This is a genomic window from Bacillus sp. FDAARGOS_1420, from assembly GCF_019344915.1.
Classification (GTDB): domain Bacteria; phylum Bacillota; class Bacilli; order Bacillales; family Bacillaceae_G; genus Bacillus_A; species Bacillus_A mycoides.
Map to the genome: position 1 here is coordinate 129,124 of NZ_JAHWJB010000005.1, position 19,952 is coordinate 149,075.

Consider the following 19,952-nt stretch of genomic DNA (forward strand, 5'->3'; position numbering starts at 1 on the left):
ATGAAGGTGGTATTTATGAATCCAGAAAATGGAAAGACGAAAAATCGCTTTTATCCTAAAGAAATTCCGATATTTTATAACGAGCCAAGTACGGAAATGTTTGAAATAGTTATAACTCCTATTTTTAATAAAGGTGTCATTTCAAAAAAGGGCTTTACGCAAGGGGATTGTTTATTTAAATTTGCTGGAAAGGTTCAAGACTATCAGACATTATATACTTTACAACTAAAAGAAAATATATATATAGAAGATCCTTATTTTATGGGAATGTTACTCCATTCTTGCGAACCTAATGCAATTGTTAATATGGATGCGCAGGAGGTTTATGCGCTTCAAGAAATAAATGTTGGAGATTATATTACGATTGATTATTTAAAAACAGAGGATATGTTGTTTCAATCATTTCAGTGTGCCTGTGGGTTACCTAATTGTAAAGGATATCTAGTAGGGCGTAATATAAAAAAATAATGGTATAAAAAATAGGGCTCAGGTGCGAATGAATAAAAGAAAAGATAGAGACCTAAATTCCTAACGGAATCATCCCTTATATTATAATTCCAAACACATGGCAGATGAACGGATTCTGATTTTATAAAATATCTTGTCGAATGTTGCTTGTGTGTAAAGATTCCATGTCACTCAATATAAAAATTGGCTTGTTTTGATGCCTTTGGGCATCTTTTTTCCCTTTTAGTTGTTTAACGCGATTAGATAAGCTGGATTCTTATCAATCGCACTAACACAAGATTTCACAACACGAAAAGACCACAAAGATTTATTAAAAAATTACTTTGCAGTCTTGTGATTTCTCGTTTTATTCAGATAATACTCAATCGAGGTATGGCAACCAAAAGCGAACTATGGGGCCACATACCCTTTTAATTAATTGGCCATTTGGTAAATTGGCATACCAAACTGTAAATGCGGAGGCTGTCTATTTGGATAAATTCCATATTTTCCAAAACGATTCACATGAGCTGTGATATATGGACTCAACTCACTTAATACTTTTTCGTGTTTAGTGCAAAATGAAAGAACCATGAAAGTACAGAGTCGAACAACGAGTTTGTACTTAAATAAAATGCAAAAAATAGGCCTGTCAGCTCTTAATAAATCCCTTACTGTTTTCGTTACCAAGCGAAACAGGAGGACCTAGACAGGATGCTGACAATGCCCGAAATTCATTATATCAAACATTTGAGAGAAACAGAGGATTTTAAGCATATCGGAAATTGCAAGAAAAGTAGGAAAAGAAAATAGAGAAGTCTACACCATATGAAAGATTAGAACATCCAGCAGGAGAAGCACAAGTGGATTTCGGGAATATAACAGTTGTAAAAGACGGTGTATACAAAGCATTAAAATACTTTTACTGAACTTCCCGTACAGTAATGCAGCATTTTGTATACCCATTACCATCTGAGAATACAGAATGCTTTTTAGGAGGCTTAAAACAATTATTTCATCCAGCTGGTGGTGTACCAATGCATCTTCGAATTGATAACTTATCTGCCGCTACAGTCACAGTAGGAAAAGAGGAACGTTGAACTGAAAGTCAGTTGCGACATATAGAAACAGAATTAGCAGAGATTAAAGACCTCTTAAAACAATTATACGAAAAATAAACAGGTGTTATTTTGTTTGAAAAAATAGAATTTTTATTAAAATTCACCACAAGTTCATAAAGAAAACATACATCATAATTATACTGAAAATTAGTAATCATTAGATTATTAAAGTGACTACCATCCTATTATCTCAATACGTAATAATATTAGCACCTCAATTGATACAGGCACTGTTCCTATAGTCTTATATTTTGGAAAGGAATGAATCGTATGAGGCCTATACTTGAAAAACCTAGAGGTACATTCTTACCGCCTTCAGAATGGAATTATGGTCAACGAAAATCGAAACTTCTTAGAGAAGAGTGTTTACATCAAGTATTTGAAGAAACGGTGGATCGTTATGAAGCCAGATCTGCTATTATTTATGATGATAGAACTGTGACATATGGAGAACTAGAAGTTCAGGCAAACCAGTTAGCGAGATATTTACGGTACAAAGGAATTGGCTGCGGTAGCCGTGTAGCAATTCTCCTAGAGCCTTCTATAGAATCTTATATTTCAATGTTAGGCATTATGAAAGCGGGGGCCGCATACGTACCACTAGATCCGAGTTATCCAGAAGACAGGGTACAATATATTCTACAAGACTGTGATATTACCGCAGTTATTATGACCGAATCAATTACTACTCAGTACCATCTAGCATGTCTAGTTGTATTATTGGATCAAGAATCTGTTTTGATTGCAAATGAAAGTACAGGGCGCTTAGATAAAGAGGAAACACAAGTACAATATAATGACTTATCCTACATCATTTATACATCAGGTACAACAGGACGCCCAAAAGGTGTGTTAATTGAGCATCATACTGCAACTCATGTTGTCAGGGCTTCACAAACGGTTTATAACGTTTTACCATCGGATCGAGTATATCAAGGATTTACAATTGCATTTGATGCTTCTGTGGAGGAGATTTGGATGGCGTTTTCAAATGGTGCAGCACTTATAGTTGGAACACGTAAACTACAGCAAAGCGGAATGGATTTGCCAAAGATGTTGACGAAGCTTGGTGTGACCGTTTTGTCTTGTGTACCAACGTTACTTGCAGTGTGGAAAGAGGATATTCCAACACTTCGTTTGTTAATTGTGGGGGGAGAAGATTGTCCAAGTCATATTGTAAAGTATTGGTGTCGTCCAGGTCGACGTATGATGAATACGTACGGTCCGACGGAGGCAACAGTAATTGCTACTTACACAGAATGTGATCCTGGTAAATCAGTAACAATCGGTAAGCCTCTTCCTAATTATACTGTGTATATTTTAGACGAACAGATGAATCCGGTTTCAGTTGGAGAATCTGGAGAATTATATATTGGAGGGGCCGGATTAGCACGTGGCTATAACAATAGAGAAGATTTAACAAAAGAAAAATTTGTTGATAATCCTTTTTGTGAAACAGCTTTTGATTCTCCCCGTTTATATCGGACAGGAGATTTAGTTCGTTTTAACGAGCAAGGAGATATTGAGTTTTTAGGGAGAATTGACAGTCAGGTCAAAATTCGTGGATATCGAGTTGAACTTAGCGAAATTGAAACTGTTATTATGAATATTCCTGATATACGCAATGCTATTGTAAATGTTTACGAACAAGTACCCGGACTGCAAGTATTAGTTGCCTATCTGTTGTTGGAGGAAGGAAAAAGTATAGATAGGTCAATTGTACACAATCGTTTAAAAGAACGTCTTCCTGCATACATGGTACCTTCATGTATCGAAGTGCTTGATGAGCTTCCAACTCTCGTAAGCGGAAAAATTGATCGTAAGAGTTTACCCGCGCCGACAGAACAGCAAAGACTTCATAAAGAGCATATAGCCCCTCGTAACAAAACAGAAGAAGTGATTGCAAGAGTATGGCAAGGAATTTTTCAGCAAACTACGATTTCTATTACAGATCATTTCTTCAATGATTTAGGGGGACATTCCCTATTTGCTGCACTTGTTGTGTCAAAGCTTCGGGAACATAGTATGATGACAGGGATGGCTGTTTCAGATATATATGCACATCCAACAATTGAACAACTGTCTCATTTTATACAATCACAATACAAAAGTGAAACAAAACACTCTGTTAGTAAAGGCATAGGTCCCGTTTCAGACGGTGTATATAAAAGAAATGGATTTATGCAAGGCGTAAGTATATATGTTCTTACTTTGCTTGCCTCTTTACCATTTGTACTTGTGTACTTACATTTAGCCAATAGCTCATGGAGAGATGAACAAATTTTCCTTGCTGTAATCTCCATGTTTGCTATCTATTGTCCGTCTATGATTATTATTTCAATTGCGGCCAAGTGGCTTCTAATCGGACGCTTTAAAGAAGGCGAGTATCCACTTTGGGGAAGTTATTATTTTCGGTGGTGGCTTGTTCGACGTATTCAGGGACTCGCACCTATCCGCTTCTTAACAGGCACTCCGTTTTTAAAATGGTATTATCGCCTGATGGGGGCTAAAATCGGAACGGATTGTTATATTGGCACACAACACATGTATACGTTTGATTTAATTGAAATTGGAAACAACAGTAGTATTGGAGTAGATGCACAGTTTCTTGGCTATACAGTTGAAGGAACTACACTGAAAATTGGTAAGATTTCAGTGGGAAGGAACTGTTATATTGGATCAAATACGGTTATTTCCCCCCATACAATCATGAAAGACCATTCACAATTAGGGGAACAGTCTATGCTTCCCTCTAATGTACTTATACCACAAAATGAGCGATGGATTGGATCTCCGGCACGATTAACAAATATAAAAGACGAACATGTAGAAACAATGTTAATTTCTTCTACAAACTATAACAAGGTTTATTGTTTCGGATTAGGAGTACTCTATGTGATTGGGCTAATTATGCTAATGCTCATTCCAAGTATGAGTTTTTTACCAGCTCTTTTGCTAATGCAAGGTTTATTTTCAAATATGGGGGCTTGGGAATTACTTTTAGCACCCGTATTTTCGTTCATTTGTGTTCTTACATTATGCATTGAAATTGCATTACTAAAACGAATTATACTCGGCAATATAAAGGAAGGACAATATTCCTTGTATAGTGGATTTTATATACGAAAATGGTTTGTAGACAAGCTACTTACGATGAGTTTATTATTTAATAACTCACTCTATGCGACGCTTTACGCAGCACCATTTCTACGTATGCTCGGTGCGAAAATCGGAAAAATGGTTGAAGTTTCTACCGTTACAAATATTGCTCCGGATTTACTTATTGCAGGTGAAGAGAGTTTTATTGCTGATTCCGTTTCTATCGGCACGCCCAAAGTATTTCATAATCAAATTTATATTGCTAAAACAAGAATTGGAAGTCGAACGTTCATTGGGAATAGCGCTCATATTGAAGGAGGAAAAACTATTGGAAATAGTTGTTTAATTGGCGTTATGTCCATTCCTCCTGAAGAAAAAGAACCTTCTAATGACACATCATGGTTAGGTTCTCCATCTATATTTTTACCAAAACGAGACATCAATACGACCTTCTCGGAGGAAGAAACATATCATCCCACGAGGAGCCTTTATATAAAGCGCCTGATGATTGAATTTTTCCGTATTACGCTTCCAGGTTCTTTTGCTATATGGATTAGCAGCTTTTTATTGTTTACACTTCGGGAGGAAACTCGCTATCTCTCCGTTGGTGGGATAATTGCTCTATTTCCATTTTTTGTTGTACTATCCGGTTTGTTAGCGACAGGAGTAGTCGCTCTTATAAAAAAACTGCTCATTGGCCGTTATGAGCAGACTGCGAAGCCACTATGGAGTACATTTGTATGGAGGAGTGAATTAGTTACAGCTTTATACGAAAATGTGACTGTTCCTTATTTGTTAAATCTGTTTTTGGGTACACCGTTTGCTCCCTATATTCTTGGCTGGTTTGGCACGAAAATGGGAAAGAGAGTCTTTTTGGATTCCACACACATTTCAGAGTTTGATTTAGTTCAAGTCGGAAACCAAGTAGCCATTAACTTAAACAGCACACTGCAGACGCATTTATTTGAAGATCGTGTTATGAAAATGTCGAATCTTGTTATTGGTGATAATTGTTCTATTGGTAACGGTTCTGTTGTTTTGTATGATACGATTATGCAACAGGGGGCATCGCTCGGAAATCTTTCCCTTATGATGAAAGGAGAAACATTTCCTGCTAGTACACAATGGGAAGGAACCCCTGCTCAATATCGGCATGCTACGGAGCGGAAAACTATCGAGGGTTGATAATATCGGTTTATTTTCTAAGCACTTGGCCTAAAATCATTGTCTTTAGATTGAAGAACATTATACAGATGCCGAGGGTTTTGTTGATCATATATTTGGAATGTGCCATATGTTAGGGTTTCGCTTTTCACCACGAATTAAAACGATTGATCATCATAAAATATATACATTATCTGTTCCAACAATATATGACCATATTAACTTCATGGTTGGCGGAACAATTCAGGTAAAGAAAATACGTGAAAATTGGGATGAAATATTACGTTTAGTTAGCTCTGTACGACAAGGAACAGTTACAGCTTCCCTGATTTTAAAAAAATTATCATCTTACCATAGACAGAATAGTTTATCTATCGCACTTCGTGAAATCGGCCGAATAGAAAGAAGTTTATATATGTTAAAGTGGATACAAGATCCTGAACATAGAAGAAAAGTTCAGGTTGAATTAAATAAAGGTGAAAGTAAAAATTCTTTGGCTAGAGCTGTATTTTTTAATCCATTAGGAGAAATTCGTGACCGATCCTATGAAGATCAATTGCATCGTGCAAGTGGACTTCAACTCATTATTTCTGCGATTGTAACTTGGAATTCTATCTATATCTCTCGTGCAATTGAAACGTTACGGAATAATGGTATTCATATTCCAGAGGAATATATTCAGCACATCTCTCCATTAGGCTGGGAACATATCGCACTTACAGGAGATTATATTTGGAATTTAAATCAAGAATTGAATTTTGAAAACTTACGGCCACTACGGAAAAATAGAATAAAACAGAAATAAAAACACAGGGAAAATAATTTTCTCTGTGTTTTTATTTCTTAATAATATGTAAAAATATTCCTTAACGTACAATTTTCTTTTTTCGGTCGTGTGACCCCCGTTAGGTGAAAAGGTAGGCTTCGCAGCAAATAGTCGGTTAAAGGGTATGAGTAAAGATTATATGGTCGCTGTAGAAGGTGAAGATTATCGTGAGAAGGAGTAATTGATATGAGTAACGTGTCGGTTGAGAAGAAATTGGCGTTTATTGACTGGGTATGGAATCAATTAGAACCTCAAGAGCATAGCGCATTTCGATTGCTTTACAGGTTGGGGCAACATGAGAAGTTTCAAGAGAGAATTCGTTTTGTAGAAAATGCGAAAAAATATTCATATGGCATAGAAATGTCGGCAACATGTTCCGTGAGAAGTGGCTTTACATTTTTTGGACCAACAGGGAAAACCAATGATTCGGGTGTAGCGTTTCATTATTTTAGTGCCCAGGACACAGAAAGCAAGATACACATTCAAATAAATTTTAAAGGCAAATACAGTCATGCTTTATACATGGCGGTATTGGAAGATGATGAGCCTTCACTAGAAACGGATTTACCTGATGAAGAGTATGTGAGCGTAGAGGAAGCTATTACATACATGGAGAATTTCGGCAAGCGCCAACTCATCGATTATGCACTCGACACGAAGGATGAAGCACTATTTAAAAAGCTGGTTATGAAATAAGGGTGAATGAAATTGAGTAAATACAACAACAAAAAAGTGAACCTCGATGGCTACGTATTCGATTCACAGGCCGAAGCAAATTGTTACGAAGGCTTAAAAATCCGCAGTGCAAGAGGCAAAATACAAGGATTTGAACGGCAGCCCGTATTTAATTTACAACCCGCATTCAAGAAACATAACAAGAGCTTTAAAGCGATTACATAAATAGCGGACTTCTTAGTGTACTTGCCAAATGGTGAGGTAGAAGTCATAGACATAAAAGGCATGGTTACGGAAACGTTCAACGTGAAACGAAAGTTGTTCGAGTATAAATATCCACACTTACAGCTCATTTTGCTGAAGCATGTGAAGAAATACGGTGGTTTTATCACGTTAGATGAGTACAACAAGTTACAACGAGTGGAGAAGAAAGCGAAAAAACAGAATAAAGGGAGCGGATCATAATGGCATATATCGAATGTAAACCAGTGTTAAAGAAAGTGAACTTAAAACCTGATGGGAAGAAAGAGATTGTGTTAGAAGTAACAGATTCCTCATTGCAAGGGAAATTGGATTCTCTGTCTGAAATGATTGATGCCAAAGTGTTTGTTTCACTAGAGTCCATGCAAGTCAATTTTAATGTCACGATTAATGCGAAAACAAATGAACTAGTTACGCAGTACGAAGTCGATGAAAAAGGAATGGTACAAGAGGTAAAATCAACATTCGAGCAAATAGAAGCGGATTTAGATATGCCAGAAGAAAAGATTCAGACTCGTGAAGAGAAAGAACAAGCGGACCGTGAGATTATCGATGCTTTTATCATTAGCGGTTTAGCACCAAACTTCGAGGGCATGCCGAATAAACTTCCGGATATTGTGAAACGTCGCCTAGAGGGTGAATCGTACTTGAAATTGGCAAATGAACTGAGCATGTCCTCAGGACAAATTATCGAGGTAATCGATGAATACCGTAAGCGTGTAGCGCCATTAGCGATAAAGTGGCATGAGTGGAAAGAACAGCAGCCAGAACCAACAGAGGAGACAAAGGGGGAAGAGAAACCGGAGGAAGCCCTTGAAGTGCAACAAGAAGGGAAACAGGAAACTGAGAATCAAGTCTCGGAAGAGTTCGAAATAGCGGATGAGGACAAGCCTTTCGATGAAGCTTGATAAGAAATCCATCCGGATTCAAATATTAGATCTACAAGATGAGAACTGCGCGGGTTGTGAAAAAAGTGCCAGCATACAGGAAGTCAGGAAATCGTAAGACTTCCTGGTGTGCGGATAACTGTAGGATTGGGAAGCGAATCAAACAATTAGGCGACAGCTTACTGGAAGGGAGAAATGAAACGATGGCAGAGCAGATGGCTGAAGAAAGAAATTGGGATGTATTATGTGAGAAGGCTGAGAAATTACAGGAACAGAAGTTATCTTGGGCGAAAATTGCAGCCCGTCTTGGTGTGAGTGAAAGTACACTGTATCACAACGTCGCAAAACGACGAGAGAAAAAAGAGGGCATTAGGAATCGCGCTAAGAGGTCGGGAACGAAAAAGGGTATAAAACCATTAGTCGAGGGTGCAAAAGTTATTAGGGAGAAAAATGAACATTCTGAAGAGAGAGATAATGGAACGGGTCAAACGGAATTAAAAGCGGAACTTGAAAAGTTAAAAGAACAATTTCAAAATCGTGAGGAAGAATATACAACTTTACTTAATGAACGCAACCAGTTGAGCGAAAAGAAATGGGAACTGGAAGCTGAATTACGTAAAGTACAAATCAGAATCAGTGCGGCAGAAGAAACAGCAGAAAGGGAACGGAAACATCGCTTGGAATTACAAGCAAAGGCACAAGCACTAGGAATCGCATTAAAAGCAGTATTGTAGGTGTTTCACATGAAACTTACTAAAGAAGAACGCATCCGACTCACCTATCAAATTGGAGATATTATCGAACAGAAATGTAGACGGTGTTATTATAACCGCTCAGATGATGCGAGCTTTAGTATCAACATTTGCGCAAATTGCCCGACTGGTCAAACATTACGCCAGTTGGGTAGATATTTTGATACAGAGCTGAGAAGTCGCGGAGGGAGACCAGGAAATATTCCGGATGGATTGACGCCAGCACGTGTGAGAGAACTCAATGACCAGGGGATTCCAGATAAAGAAATGAGTATCATGTTTGAGCGAAGTCCGTCCTACGTTGAGAAAGTGAAAAATAGATGGAGAAAGCAAGGGTCATGTGACGGACCGAATAAGGTGTCTAAGAGGCCAACGAAACGGAAAAAGGGGAAGAGGCATGATGAAAGCGATTGAAGATGTGAGAGCGATGCCAGATGAGGAGTTTATGAGTAAGTATGAAGATTTGGTACATCACTTTATCTGGAAGAGATATAAGGGCATGTTAGAAATAGTTAAAGCGAATACAGGTTTGGAGATGGAGGATTTAGTGCAGTACGGGATGATTGGTCTCATAAAAGCGAGAAGGGATTTTAATCATGAGCTCGGTTATCAGCTCTCTACGTACGCGATACCAAAAATTCATGGAGAAGTTGGAAAGTTTATTATGAATAGTCACAAGATAAAGGTGCCAAGAGACTTGTATGTACTAAGAGGGAAAATGATGAGGCAAGGATTGATGGAGGAAGATGGAGAGACGATTTGTAAACAACTGGATGTGGCTCTTCCAGAAGTGAAAGAGGCATTACGATATCAACCCAATACAAAGTCTCTGCAAGATGTAATGTATACATCGGCGAGTGGTGGTAATGAAGAAATTCTGTTGGAAGACATGCTGGAAGATACACAAGTAATTGAAGAGACAGAGCAAGTCGAGAATCACATGGTGCTTCAATCATTTTACCAAACACTGCAGCAGCCAGAATTGATCGTGTGGGATCTGCATTCGAAACATAAAACGCAGCAAGAAATTGGGAATAGAGTAGGGAGATGTCAGGTGCAAGTAAGTCCAATATTAAAACGAATTCAGAAAAGAGCCACTGAGTTTGGGAAAGAGCAAGGATTAGGGAAATGAATTATACAAATGCAGGTATAAAAATGATGGCTATTTTAACGTGAAAAAGCCCTATAATAGGGCCAGGTAAATGCTATCGCATATCGTATACAGCAGTATATGCACGTCTCGGGATAATGCGGAAAAAATAGGTATTTCGACAGAAGTGAGGTAGATGTAATGGAGACATTTTTATGGATAGCCATCTTTATTTTGCTTGGCCAAATTGTTTGTATAAAGATGGATGTAAAACAGCTAGAGGAACGTTTAGATTGTTACAAACAAAGATTGGATATACAAAATGAATAGATAGATGAAATTTGGCGGTACACTAATAAATTTTAACCCAAAAGCTATTTTAGCATGGAAATTTAAAAGGACCCACTGGGGATGGGCCCTTTTAAGGAAGCTAAGTATATGGATACTACCTGTATATTACCAAAAATGGAGTCTTTGTTCTATATGGTGGTGTTGGGAAAGTTTTTAATAAAAATTTCACTTTGTAGAGAAATGAGGATGAAACGTGGGGGAAGTTGAATTTAATCAAGATAGTTTTGGACAACAGTTAATTATTACAGGTTTAGCAAGATCAGTTGAGGAGGAAGGTTTAACACCGCATGAAGCGTTTGATATTTCAAGGCTCATTCAAAATAATACATTTCATGCGTTAGCTGATATACACAAGGAATACAAAAACAACAAATAATAACGTCACTTTTGTAGAAAATGGGAAATGAAAAATGACCAAAATGCAAACATTCGCACATAACATGTTCGGCAATTTAGAGATTCTTATCAAGGATGGAAAAGAGTACTTTCCAGCGACAGATGTTGCGAAGGTATTAGGAGATACGAATCCCACAAAAGCGGTAAGAGATCATTGTAAAAAGGACGGGGTAACGTTTCGTTTCGGTGGTTATTCCAGAGAAAAATCAAACGGTTGAAAAGAAATTTATAAATGAACCCAACTTATATCGTCTAATCGCTAAATCCAAACTCCCACAAGCGGAACAATTTGAAAAATGGGTATTTGAAGAAGTGCTCCCAAGTATTCGAAAACATGGGGCATACATGACACCGCATACGATTAACGCATTACTACAAGACCCGGATTTGCTCATTGGTCTCGCGTCACAACTCAAACACGAGCAACAGGCAAGGCAAGTGGCAGAACAAAAGGATCTTATGTTGACACAACAAGTTGCAGAGCATGCATCTAAGATTACATACCTCGATCAAATTCTTCAGTCAAAAGATACGGTAACAGTATCACAAATTGCAGCCGATTATGGGTTATCTGCAGTTCGATTAAATAAAATCTTAAAGGATGAAAAAATACAGTATAAAGTAAACAACCAATGGCTGCTATATGCCAAACATCAAAATAAAGGGTATACGAAATCGCAAACAATTGATGTGACACATTCAGATGGTAGTAAATCCGTAAAGATGAATACACGTTGGACGCAAAAAGGCAGATTATTTATCCATGATATGTTAACGAAACGAGGGATTATCCCGGAAATGGATAGGGAAGCGGTTTAAAGCTGGAGTTAGAAAAAATGGCTTCATAAAATAGGGTGAATTTGCGTTTGATTTTTTTTAGAATGCCATAGGTATCGGGTGAGTAATAACGTGTTGAAAAGTAGAATAGGATGCTTAAATTAGAAGTAGGAATTTAAATAAAAAAGAGGAACTCTTTTGTAAGAGTTCCTAAGGTAGCTGACAAGCTAACAAGAAAAGAAATAATAATGTATATGTAGTATAACGTATTAACGCAAATGTATGCAAAATAAAAACAGCTAATTTTACTTAGCTGTTTTATGGGGAAATTTTCTCATACTTTCTCATACTTGTAATAGTGAAGAAAAACTCCCTTGGATGGCGTACGTATAGTATGAATCAACTTCTTCATTTTATACGCAAAAAAATAAAACGAGCACTTGTGCCAGAGTGCCCGTTTTTGAATCCCTGCAATTATTGTTATGTGTATCATAAACAAGTAATGATTTGAAAAGGAAGAATATTATATACGGTAAGGGTTTGTAATAAAAAGATGTAAAAAGACACTTTCGAACTGTGTCCTTTTACGGAGTGGTAGTGGTGGACACCATGAAGGGATTTCAGGAAATAAAGTGAATGAGCATCACCTCAGAAGAGGTAACGACATCTATAGTATATGAATGCGTTGTGGAATGGTGATAACGAAAATAAAAAACAGCTAGCTAAGCCAACTGTTTTTTATGTTTTGACTAAATTGGGAGAATTTTAGTCATGATTTAGAAGGGAACTGCCCTATAAGGGCTTATCTGTATTATGGATATAATTCGAAATTTTATGCAGGAGGGTAACGCATGAATCAATTATCTTTTTTTACCTGTGTAGATGAGAAAGAAGTACGTCCTTTTGTGATAGAAGAATTGAAGAAGTATAAGGTGTTACGCGTGCGCTTTCAGAATCAGCGAGAACGGAGGGAATTGGGAGTGGATATCCTATTTCCGGAGTTGCGAAAGATGGATATGCATGAACTGAAGTATAGACAATTACAACGAGCGTTTGAACATGCGCTAGATCAGGAGGAACAACGAATACTCGAAATGAAATATATGAGTGCGACAGAGTTAAACGATGATTACATTTATACGGTACTAGGGATGAAGCGCGGTAAGTTTTACCGGAAACGAAAATCAGGTATTCTTAACTTTGCGACGGCATTAGAGATGATATAAGAAAAGAATGGAACTTTTGGGTTACTGTTTGGGGCACTAAATCGGGTACCTTTTTTAGTTGGAATCGGAGGTACGATATTCTTACAGCTACTGTTTGGAAGACAGTGGACTGTGGGGATATCGTATCCACCATCATATGAGTGATGTGAGTGGGCCCCATTATCAAAACGTTACCGAAGAACGGGCATGGGCGGTAGGAACCCGCGACAGGACGAAAAGGGCAAATCACGTTTATATTCTAAACTAAATGGATTTGTTTATCTTTTAAATACCGTAATTTGAGTAACGATAGCAGGGAAAAAACATACAATAGGGCATGAAATAAGCTCCAATGCCTTATTTCATGCTCGTAACATAAAACCTTTCTCGAGAGCACTCGCGGAAACGGGTGCTTTTACTATGTCACCTTTTGATTAGGATAATCATATATTTGGAATGTGAGTTATGTTTGGGAATCTTCTTTATTGTATCAAGGGCATTCGAAAAATGATTTTATTATATATAAAGAGGGACGCTCTTTGATGATGAGGTTTGGCATTAAAGAATACAAATCAGAGATTCGATGAAAAAACTCATGTTTGATAAATATATTGCAAGGGAGCGAACATGTATGAAAAGAAAGTATCCTTTAAAAAAAGAGCATCGCGATTTACGAGATGTGCATTATTTTTCTACCCACTATAAAAATCCCGGGGATCTTCCAGTAAGTGTGGATTTACGAGCAGGGCTATCACCAGTAGTGGATCAGGGGCACCTAGGGAGTTGTACGGCAAACGCAATAGTAAGTGGTTTGGCGGAATATAAATTATTACAACAGGGAAATCCTTTAGTCCGTTTAAGTAGATTATTTTTATATTGGGAAGAGCGTTATATGGAAGGAACAGTAGATGAAGATAGTGGAGCTTATATTCGAGATGGTATGAAGGTGTTGCAACAGATAGGTACTTGTCCGGAAGTTGAATATCCGTATGTTATTGAAAATTTTAGAGATATGCCGACTCCTAGACAAATTACAGATGCTGCTGCATTTAGATTGATTAATGGGTATTCACGAGTAAATGATTTACTGACATTAAAATCAGCATTAGCTGAAGGTTTGCCAGTAGTTGTTGGATTTATGGTATACGATAGTTTTGCATCGGAAACTGTTGCCGAAACAGGAATTGTCCCTATACCGGATCCAACACAGGAAAATCAATTAGGTGGACATGCTGTTTTAGCAGTAGGTTATGCGCAAATAGAAGGTGAAAATTATATTATTATACGTAATTCCTGGGGGGAGAATTGGGGAGACCAAGGCTATGGATATATGCCAGAAGGATTTTTTATCCCAGATTTTGTGACAGATATGTGGGTAGGGCAATGATATACAAATAATACAAGTCGGCATGTTTGCAGGGGTAAATCCAACACGGCGTTCCAAACGTATGTTGTGGGACAAGCCAAATACAATTTAGATGAACGTAGTATTACTTTGAGAGCATCTATTTAAGGTGCTCTTTTCTATGCACATGTAGAAAAGAGGAAGGGTGCAAAACGCATATAGCGGTGGTGGGAATGCAGCTCCATCCACACAATCGTCTAACAATGGTGTAGGTGTCGTCACAATAACAGCGGATGTATTACGCGTTCGCAGGGGACCAGGAACGAATTATGAGATTGTGAAAAAGGTATACCGAGGCGAACGATATCAATCTTGGGGGATTCAAAATGGTTGGTACAACGTTGGTGGAGATCAATGGGTTTCTGGGGAGTATGTGAGGTTTGATGGGTAGTTATATACTGTGTAACAGGTATGCTAGCGAAGGGGTGGGAAATCTAACGAATCTTGGCGAGGAAATGATTCGTTCCAAAACTATCCAATTCTCGAATAATAGCGAGACGTAGGGGGATAAAGAAAAAAGCGAGTCTCTCTAAACGAAGAAAGTTCGCTTTATATAGAATGGTTATATAAATTGAATTTGTTGATTTATTATATGGAAGTAAGCATGTAAATTTGTTTCGAATTTAAAAAAATAGAAATCTCAGGTTGGGAGATTTCTATTTCACTTAGTTTGTTAATTGGAGAAAAATCTGAAATTAAAAGGTATTCTGCATCTGTAATTTATAGAGGATAATCAATTATCTCCCCATGTACCATTCTCATTGAAGTAATGCTCTATGAATTTACCTTCTTTATTTTTAACTGTTGCTTTCTCATTATGGAGCATACGACCAGTGAATCCCTTGAAGTTTTTATTGCCTTCTTTGTTATCAAAATAGAACCAAGCATCATGACTCTCATGTACTTGCACCCATCCAGTCATCATTTCACCTTTTTTAAATGTTGTTCCATCACCGTTTGTAGTGCCGTCAGCAGGGCTAAAGTAATAGAAGTCTTTGCCGCGTATTTGCATCCATCCAGTCACTTTTTCGCCGTTTTTAAATTCTGCGCCGCTCCAGTTTTTAAAGCCGTCGTAAGGGCTAATGTAGTATGTTTCTCCATTTGCAACTCTCATATTATTATCGAGATAGTACCCATCCACACTTGGCGTCGGAGGATTTGAATCTGTTGGTACTTTTCCCAGTGCCGTGAGCAAGAATGCCTGATTGCCCGCTGTTAGGTTTTTAAGAGCTATAAGCCCTTTGTAATAATTGATATCGGCATTAGCTTTCAATGTGCCACCCGTTTTCTTATGGAAATCTATTGCGGTTTTATTATAAGTGTCGTTTACATATTTAACATATTTTTCTCCAAGTTGCTTAGTAGTTAGGTAGGTTGTTTGATCATTTTGCAGATGATTTGCAAAATAGTTGTTAAAGTTTTCAGAATCCATCTTGATTCTATCATGCTGAACTGCATTTTTTTCCATATATCGGAAGAATGCTAGTTGAGCCGTTGCGATATTGACGAATAAAGGCAGCTCCGCTAATTCATGGCCCGGTTTTTGACTTTGATCTATAAGCCTGTTGAAAAGAGAGTTAATTATCTTTGCCTGAGTAACGTTGCCATTTTGTATACTATCATAGTAAGTCCCAGATGGAGATATTGTACCATTTACTGAATCTTGAAATGTTTTGAGCTCTTTCTGCAGTGTTAATGCATCTTGTTTTAGTGTTGTAAGATCATAGTCCTTAATTGCTCCATCCATCAAAGCATTAATCGAATCCATCATTTGTTTCGTCTTATCTACCGTATTTTCTGACCATAGTAAACCAATGATTGGAGAAATGAATGCTCCTCCATATGGAATTAATGCTGTACTGAGCATTGTCACACTTCTAAGTGTATTATTGAAATTTCCGGAATTTAAATCTTTATAAACTGTTGGTAATAGTTTTTCTGCCATACCAAGTGTGGTCTTATAATTTGCTGCACCTGTTGTTTTTCCAAGATCTTGTGTCCATGTATCAAATTGTGCTAACGGATTCAGTTCTTTCTTTTCATCTTCATAATAAGTACCAGCACTTTTTGGCTGAACAGTATTTTGTTGTTGAGTGGCATTCGTGTCTTTTTCTTCAGCAAATGCAGAAGCAGTACTTCCTAATGTACTTACTCCTAACGTCATTGTTGCGACTGTTGCAAGAAGCGCTTGTTTGTATTTGCGTTTTGCATGTTTTCGATCTTTGTGCTTCATGGTAAAACCTCCTAAAATATAAATAATGGTTTGATAATTACGATAAATTGGCTAGTTCTTTAAGTGACATTTTAGAAAAATTAATTAGGTTTCTTTCAAGTTACTAAAAATCAAATCATGGATATGCTAAAAGGATATTTACTATGCACACTCCTTTCAATTATCGTCTAGAAAAAAGGAACGCAGGAAGTGAAAAAATGAAATGGTTGGATATGCGTGAGCCTATAAACATAAGTGCAGCCATATAATTTTTGTTTATCATTCCATATAGTGATGTTCCTGTTATTTCTAATTGTACGATATCATTTATTCAAGTAATTAATTTGATAAATTGTTCGTTTGCTAAAGTAATAAATTCGTTGTGGTATTGAAAGATGTGATAAATATCGTTTTTTAATATGAGTATATATTTAAGAGCTTGTCGTCAATCATTCGCTGAAAAATCTCCAGATTGTTAGTATGTATATGTGCTTTACGCTGTACCATAATATGTATCTCTCTAAAGCTATCAATGTAGTTATAGACCATCCTTTTGAACGTTCGAGTAAAGTATCCAATAGGATTTTTCATCGATTTTCCACTATGCTCATATGCATGCGTTTTAGAGAACAGGACAGAAGAAGCATTCGCAAGAAGGTTGTGGAAGATAGCCGTATCTGCTAGTAAACCACACTTTTTGGCAGCCTTCTTTGCAATGTTTCTGGCATTTTTGAAAGACTCATTAATCACATTGGGTGAAAAAGCAGTTTGTAATTCCATACGCATAGATTGTGGCACACGATAATCGATGAAGTCTAAATCATGTTGAAAAGATTGCGAAACTTCCTCTTTACGTTTATTTATATCTTTTATCTTTTGTTTTAAGGTTTTTGTAGTTGTTTTTTTGGTGTGACAAATTTCAGTATTTTTAGTAGGGTCTTCTGTGACAAGTTGTTTTTCTACAATGATTGGTTGAATGATAATGATATTACTCGTTTGTCTCATGTCACTCTTACGTTTCATTTCTAGTTGTCTGATAATCCCTAGAGACTCTAAGTGTAAGCATGCACGAATAACTGTTCTACGACTAAGAAGAAGTGCTCCAGCAATCTTCTTTTTTGATTTTAAAAAAATGCCAAAGTATTTACAAGAATGGCTGTGTAAATGGTTGAGTACAGCCAATTGATTTTTATTTTATTGATCAGCAAATTGTTCTTTATATGCGCGTACAGTGTCATTTAGTTCTTTGAGATTTTGGAAAGATACTAAATTTTCATACGTTTCTGTACTAGCAAGAATGGTAATTGTTTGTTTCTTTTTCATAAGGGCTCGTCTCCTCTGAAAATAAAAAAGCAACAGTATGCCACAAAATGTAAGAAAACTGTTGCGGAAGAACCCTTATGCACGATAAAATGAGGTACATAAAGAGTTACAGCAAGTGTTTGCCTAGGTGATTAGGCGGACGGTTAATAAAGTGGTGAGACACCTTATTAACACGCTGTGCTCTTTTATTTTTTATTAGTTTAATTTTGAATTATTTCGGTAACGAATTTGGTCACAAATGACCAGAAACATGTCGCCATTTATAAAATTAGATGTAGCACAAAGCTGCGTAATATAGCTGTTTTGTACAGTTTTAAGAAATTAAAGTTTTATACAAAATAGATGGTCATAGTGTCCTGTTTTATCTAAACTAGGCGGGATATAATTGCAAAAGTTTGTAATGAAACCATAGAAATAAAGTTCTAATTAAAAGGGGCTCTATTTCTATGATTGGTACTTCATATGTGATTTGAACTGTTCTTAATACCTCTCCATCCACAAATTCACGATGTACTTAACATTCTTGAAATTTTAAATTCTCATCAGATTTATGCATGTTATAATTGAAAATTGCTTTTTCTAGTTCTGGAAAGCCCTAACCTTTTTTCTCTAAACCAATATACTCAAAGCCCAAAAACTTCCTAAAATGATAGATAAGCTTTTTTTGACTTATCATTATAACTCCTCCACCCAATAATTTTTTAAGCGTTATGCATATTTTATATCTGTTACATGATTAATTTTTATATACAGTACATTATCCTGTTGGTTTCTAATTCTTAATTCATTACAAATCATATCGTAGTAATGGATATACTTTATTTTGTTTTTGAAATGAAATATTAACTTGTTTATTTTCTGCAATTGCACAACATACAATACCATTTATAAGATCTAATTTGTGTTCATCTAAACTAGGTACCGGTGCCGCATTTTGTTTTTCATACAATTCATTTAAACTTTCAAACTGTTTTTTTATTAATAAAAACGGAGCCCATCGCATCAGGCCTCTATTAATTATGATTTGTATTTTTCCTTACTCTTTATGCCCACCTATTGTTTGTTATTCAAAGTCTTAGATAGTTTAGATGAATTTATCTGGGGATTGGATAGGAACAATGATTTTTTTTAAGTTAATGCATATATTTTATTAAACAATGGAGTATGGAACTTTGTCTTAGCAGGAATAGTCGCCATTATAAAGAAAGAAAGAAAGAAACAAATAATAATTGCAAACATAAATTTGTTACTGATTATGTAATAGTCTCCTTTATTTATTTTCGTTATAGGAAACAAAAGATATCTTTTTACAAGTATTTTTAACTCATAGTGTCAGTCATAGCAATCATCTAATTAAGAAAAATTCTGTATGTACTTGTACTACAAATACGTATACATCTACAAGAGCTAAAAATCAGGTAATAAATAGGGTGAAAACAAAGGGAGTGAAGAAACCATGATACATCGATATGAAATAGAATTTTCAGTAATGTATGGTGGCAAAATAACAGATTTACAATCTACAATCATTCCAGCACGTTCTTTAGAAGAAGCAAATGAAAAATTACAATCAGAAGTAAAACGAAGATTAGGTGCATGTCGTGTGAAAATTGATACTGCAAGTTTATATAGTTCAGAGGATAGTCGATATGTAATTGAACTAAAATAAAATTATAATTGGAGGAAGAAAGTTGAAAAAGTATATTATATTTTTGAACATTTTAGTCGTATTCATGATTGTATTAACAGGCTGTAGCAGTATTAAACGTACAGGAACGGAGGAATATTATGTCCAAATTGATACGAATGGTAAAGAGGTAATACATGAAGGTAATGGAGGAGAAAAATTTAAAAGATTCGAATATGAATTAAAAGGATTTAATGAAAACGGAGAAGAAAAGGAATTAAAATTTGATGCAGAAAAAAACTTCGAAAAGAAGCTTTGAAGTGAACCCGAATAG

General features: G+C 36.4%; 15 protein-coding genes and 7 pseudogenes. 19 read left to right on the forward strand and 3 right to left on the reverse strand.

Annotated elements, in window-relative coordinates; translation table 11 throughout:
- The first annotated feature begins 15 nt into the window (after nt 1-15).
- The 17 genes and pseudogenes from I6L50_RS35370 to I6L50_RS33155 all read left to right on the forward strand — a co-directional run.
- Nucleotides 16-468 (forward strand): SET domain-containing protein, encoded by a 453-nt coding sequence (locus I6L50_RS35370; RefSeq protein ID WP_257475507.1) that lies wholly within the window; start codon nt 16-18, stop codon nt 466-468.
- 785 nt (nt 469-1,253) lie between these two features.
- Nucleotides 1,254-1,535: pseudogene (locus tag I6L50_RS35920) on the forward strand (IS21 family transposase); the annotation flags it as partial.
- Nucleotides 1,536-1,838: 303 nt separating this feature from the next.
- Nucleotides 1,839-5,852: a Pls/PosA family non-ribosomal peptide synthetase gene (locus tag I6L50_RS33095; protein WP_219304636.1), complete on the forward strand. Its 4,014-nt coding sequence runs from the start codon at nt 1,839-1,841 to the stop codon at nt 5,850-5,852.
- A gap of 49 nt (nt 5,853-5,901) precedes the next feature.
- Nucleotides 5,902-6,636 (forward strand): annotated as a pseudogene (locus I6L50_RS33100) (Tn3 family transposase); the annotation flags it as partial.
- A 100-nt stretch (nt 6,637-6,736) separates the two neighbouring features.
- Nucleotides 6,737-6,838, forward strand: a pseudogene (locus I6L50_RS35380) (ATP-binding protein); the annotation flags it as partial.
- A gap of 5 nt (nt 6,839-6,843) precedes the next feature.
- Nucleotides 6,844-7,353, forward strand: a complete 510-nt coding sequence (locus I6L50_RS33105) for a YpiB family protein (RefSeq protein ID WP_219304637.1) — start codon at nt 6,844-6,846, stop codon at nt 7,351-7,353.
- A gap of 12 nt (nt 7,354-7,365) precedes the next feature.
- A pseudogene (locus tag I6L50_RS33110) lies at nt 7,366-7,797 on the forward strand (DUF1064 domain-containing protein).
- On the forward strand, nt 7,797-8,501 hold the full coding sequence (locus I6L50_RS33115) for a 2-methylcitrate dehydratase (RefSeq protein WP_219304639.1): 705 nt from the start codon (nt 7,797-7,799) through the stop codon (nt 8,499-8,501). The pseudogene I6L50_RS33110 and the gene I6L50_RS33115 overlap by 1 nt, the downstream one beginning before the upstream one ends.
- 182 nt (nt 8,502-8,683) lie before the next feature.
- The gene (locus tag I6L50_RS33120; RefSeq protein ID WP_219304708.1) at nt 8,684-9,214 is read left to right on the forward strand and encodes an antiphagocytic M protein; all 531 of its coding nucleotides are present in this window, start codon (nt 8,684-8,686) and stop codon (nt 9,212-9,214) included.
- A 9-nt stretch (nt 9,215-9,223) separates the two neighbouring features.
- Nucleotides 9,224-9,646, forward strand: a complete 423-nt coding sequence (locus I6L50_RS33125; protein ID WP_219304641.1) for a hypothetical protein — start codon at nt 9,224-9,226, stop codon at nt 9,644-9,646.
- Nucleotides 9,630-10,364 carry a sigma-70 family RNA polymerase sigma factor gene (locus tag I6L50_RS33130; protein ID WP_219304643.1) on the forward strand — a complete coding sequence of 245 codons (735 nt, stop codon included), beginning with the start codon at nt 9,630-9,632 and terminating at the stop codon, nt 10,362-10,364. The genes I6L50_RS33125 and I6L50_RS33130 overlap by 17 nt, the downstream gene beginning before the upstream one ends.
- A 159-nt stretch (nt 10,365-10,523) precedes the next feature.
- Nucleotides 10,524-10,652, forward strand: coding sequence for a hypothetical protein (locus I6L50_RS35385; RefSeq protein WP_257475521.1), 129 nt, complete (start codon nt 10,524-10,526; stop codon nt 10,650-10,652).
- 214 nt (nt 10,653-10,866) lie between these two features.
- Nucleotides 10,867-11,049 (forward strand): hypothetical protein, encoded by a 183-nt coding sequence (locus tag I6L50_RS33135; RefSeq protein WP_219304645.1) that lies wholly within the window; start codon nt 10,867-10,869, stop codon nt 11,047-11,049.
- Nucleotides 11,050-11,083: 34 nt separating this feature from the next.
- Nucleotides 11,084-11,888 (forward strand): annotated as a pseudogene (locus I6L50_RS33140) (phage antirepressor KilAC domain-containing protein).
- Between the two features lie 809 nt (nt 11,889-12,697).
- Complete coding sequence (locus tag I6L50_RS33145; protein ID WP_219304647.1) at nt 12,698-13,072, forward strand: ArpU family phage packaging/lysis transcriptional regulator; 375 nt, start codon at nt 12,698-12,700, stop codon at nt 13,070-13,072.
- Between the two features lie 610 nt (nt 13,073-13,682).
- Nucleotides 13,683-14,438, forward strand: coding sequence for a C1 family peptidase (locus I6L50_RS33150; protein ID WP_219304649.1), 756 nt, complete (start codon nt 13,683-13,685; stop codon nt 14,436-14,438).
- A 160-nt stretch (nt 14,439-14,598) separates the two neighbouring features.
- Nucleotides 14,599-14,847 (forward strand): annotated as a pseudogene (locus tag I6L50_RS33155) (SH3 domain-containing protein); the annotation flags it as partial.
- A gap of 342 nt (nt 14,848-15,189) precedes the next feature.
- On the opposite strand, the gene I6L50_RS33160 reads toward I6L50_RS33155, so the two are convergent.
- The 3 genes and pseudogenes from I6L50_RS33160 to I6L50_RS33170 form a co-directional block, all read right to left on the reverse strand.
- Nucleotides 15,190-16,689: an insecticidal delta-endotoxin Cry8Ea1 family protein gene (locus tag I6L50_RS33160; protein ID WP_219304651.1), complete on the reverse strand. Its 1,500-nt coding sequence runs from the start codon at nt 16,687-16,689 to the stop codon at nt 15,190-15,192.
- Between the two features lie 393 nt (nt 16,690-17,082).
- A pseudogene (locus I6L50_RS33165) lies at nt 17,083-17,991 on the reverse strand (cytosolic protein).
- Nucleotides 17,992-18,778: 787 nt separating this feature from the next.
- The gene (locus I6L50_RS33170) at nt 18,779-18,994 is read right to left on the reverse strand and encodes a YolD-like family protein (RefSeq protein WP_257475522.1); all 216 of its coding nucleotides are present in this window, start codon (nt 18,992-18,994) and stop codon (nt 18,779-18,781) included.
- A 453-nt stretch (nt 18,995-19,447) separates the two neighbouring features.
- Between I6L50_RS33170 and I6L50_RS33175 the strand changes: the two genes are divergently transcribed.
- On the forward strand, nt 19,448-19,660 hold the full coding sequence (locus I6L50_RS33175; RefSeq protein WP_219304652.1) for a hypothetical protein: 213 nt from the start codon (nt 19,448-19,450) through the stop codon (nt 19,658-19,660).
- Nucleotides 19,661-19,682: 22 nt separating this feature from the next.
- The gene (locus tag I6L50_RS33180; protein WP_219304653.1) at nt 19,683-19,937 is read left to right on the forward strand and encodes a YxeA family protein; all 255 of its coding nucleotides are present in this window, start codon (nt 19,683-19,685) and stop codon (nt 19,935-19,937) included.
- Nucleotides 19,938-19,952: the final 15 nt, after the last annotated feature.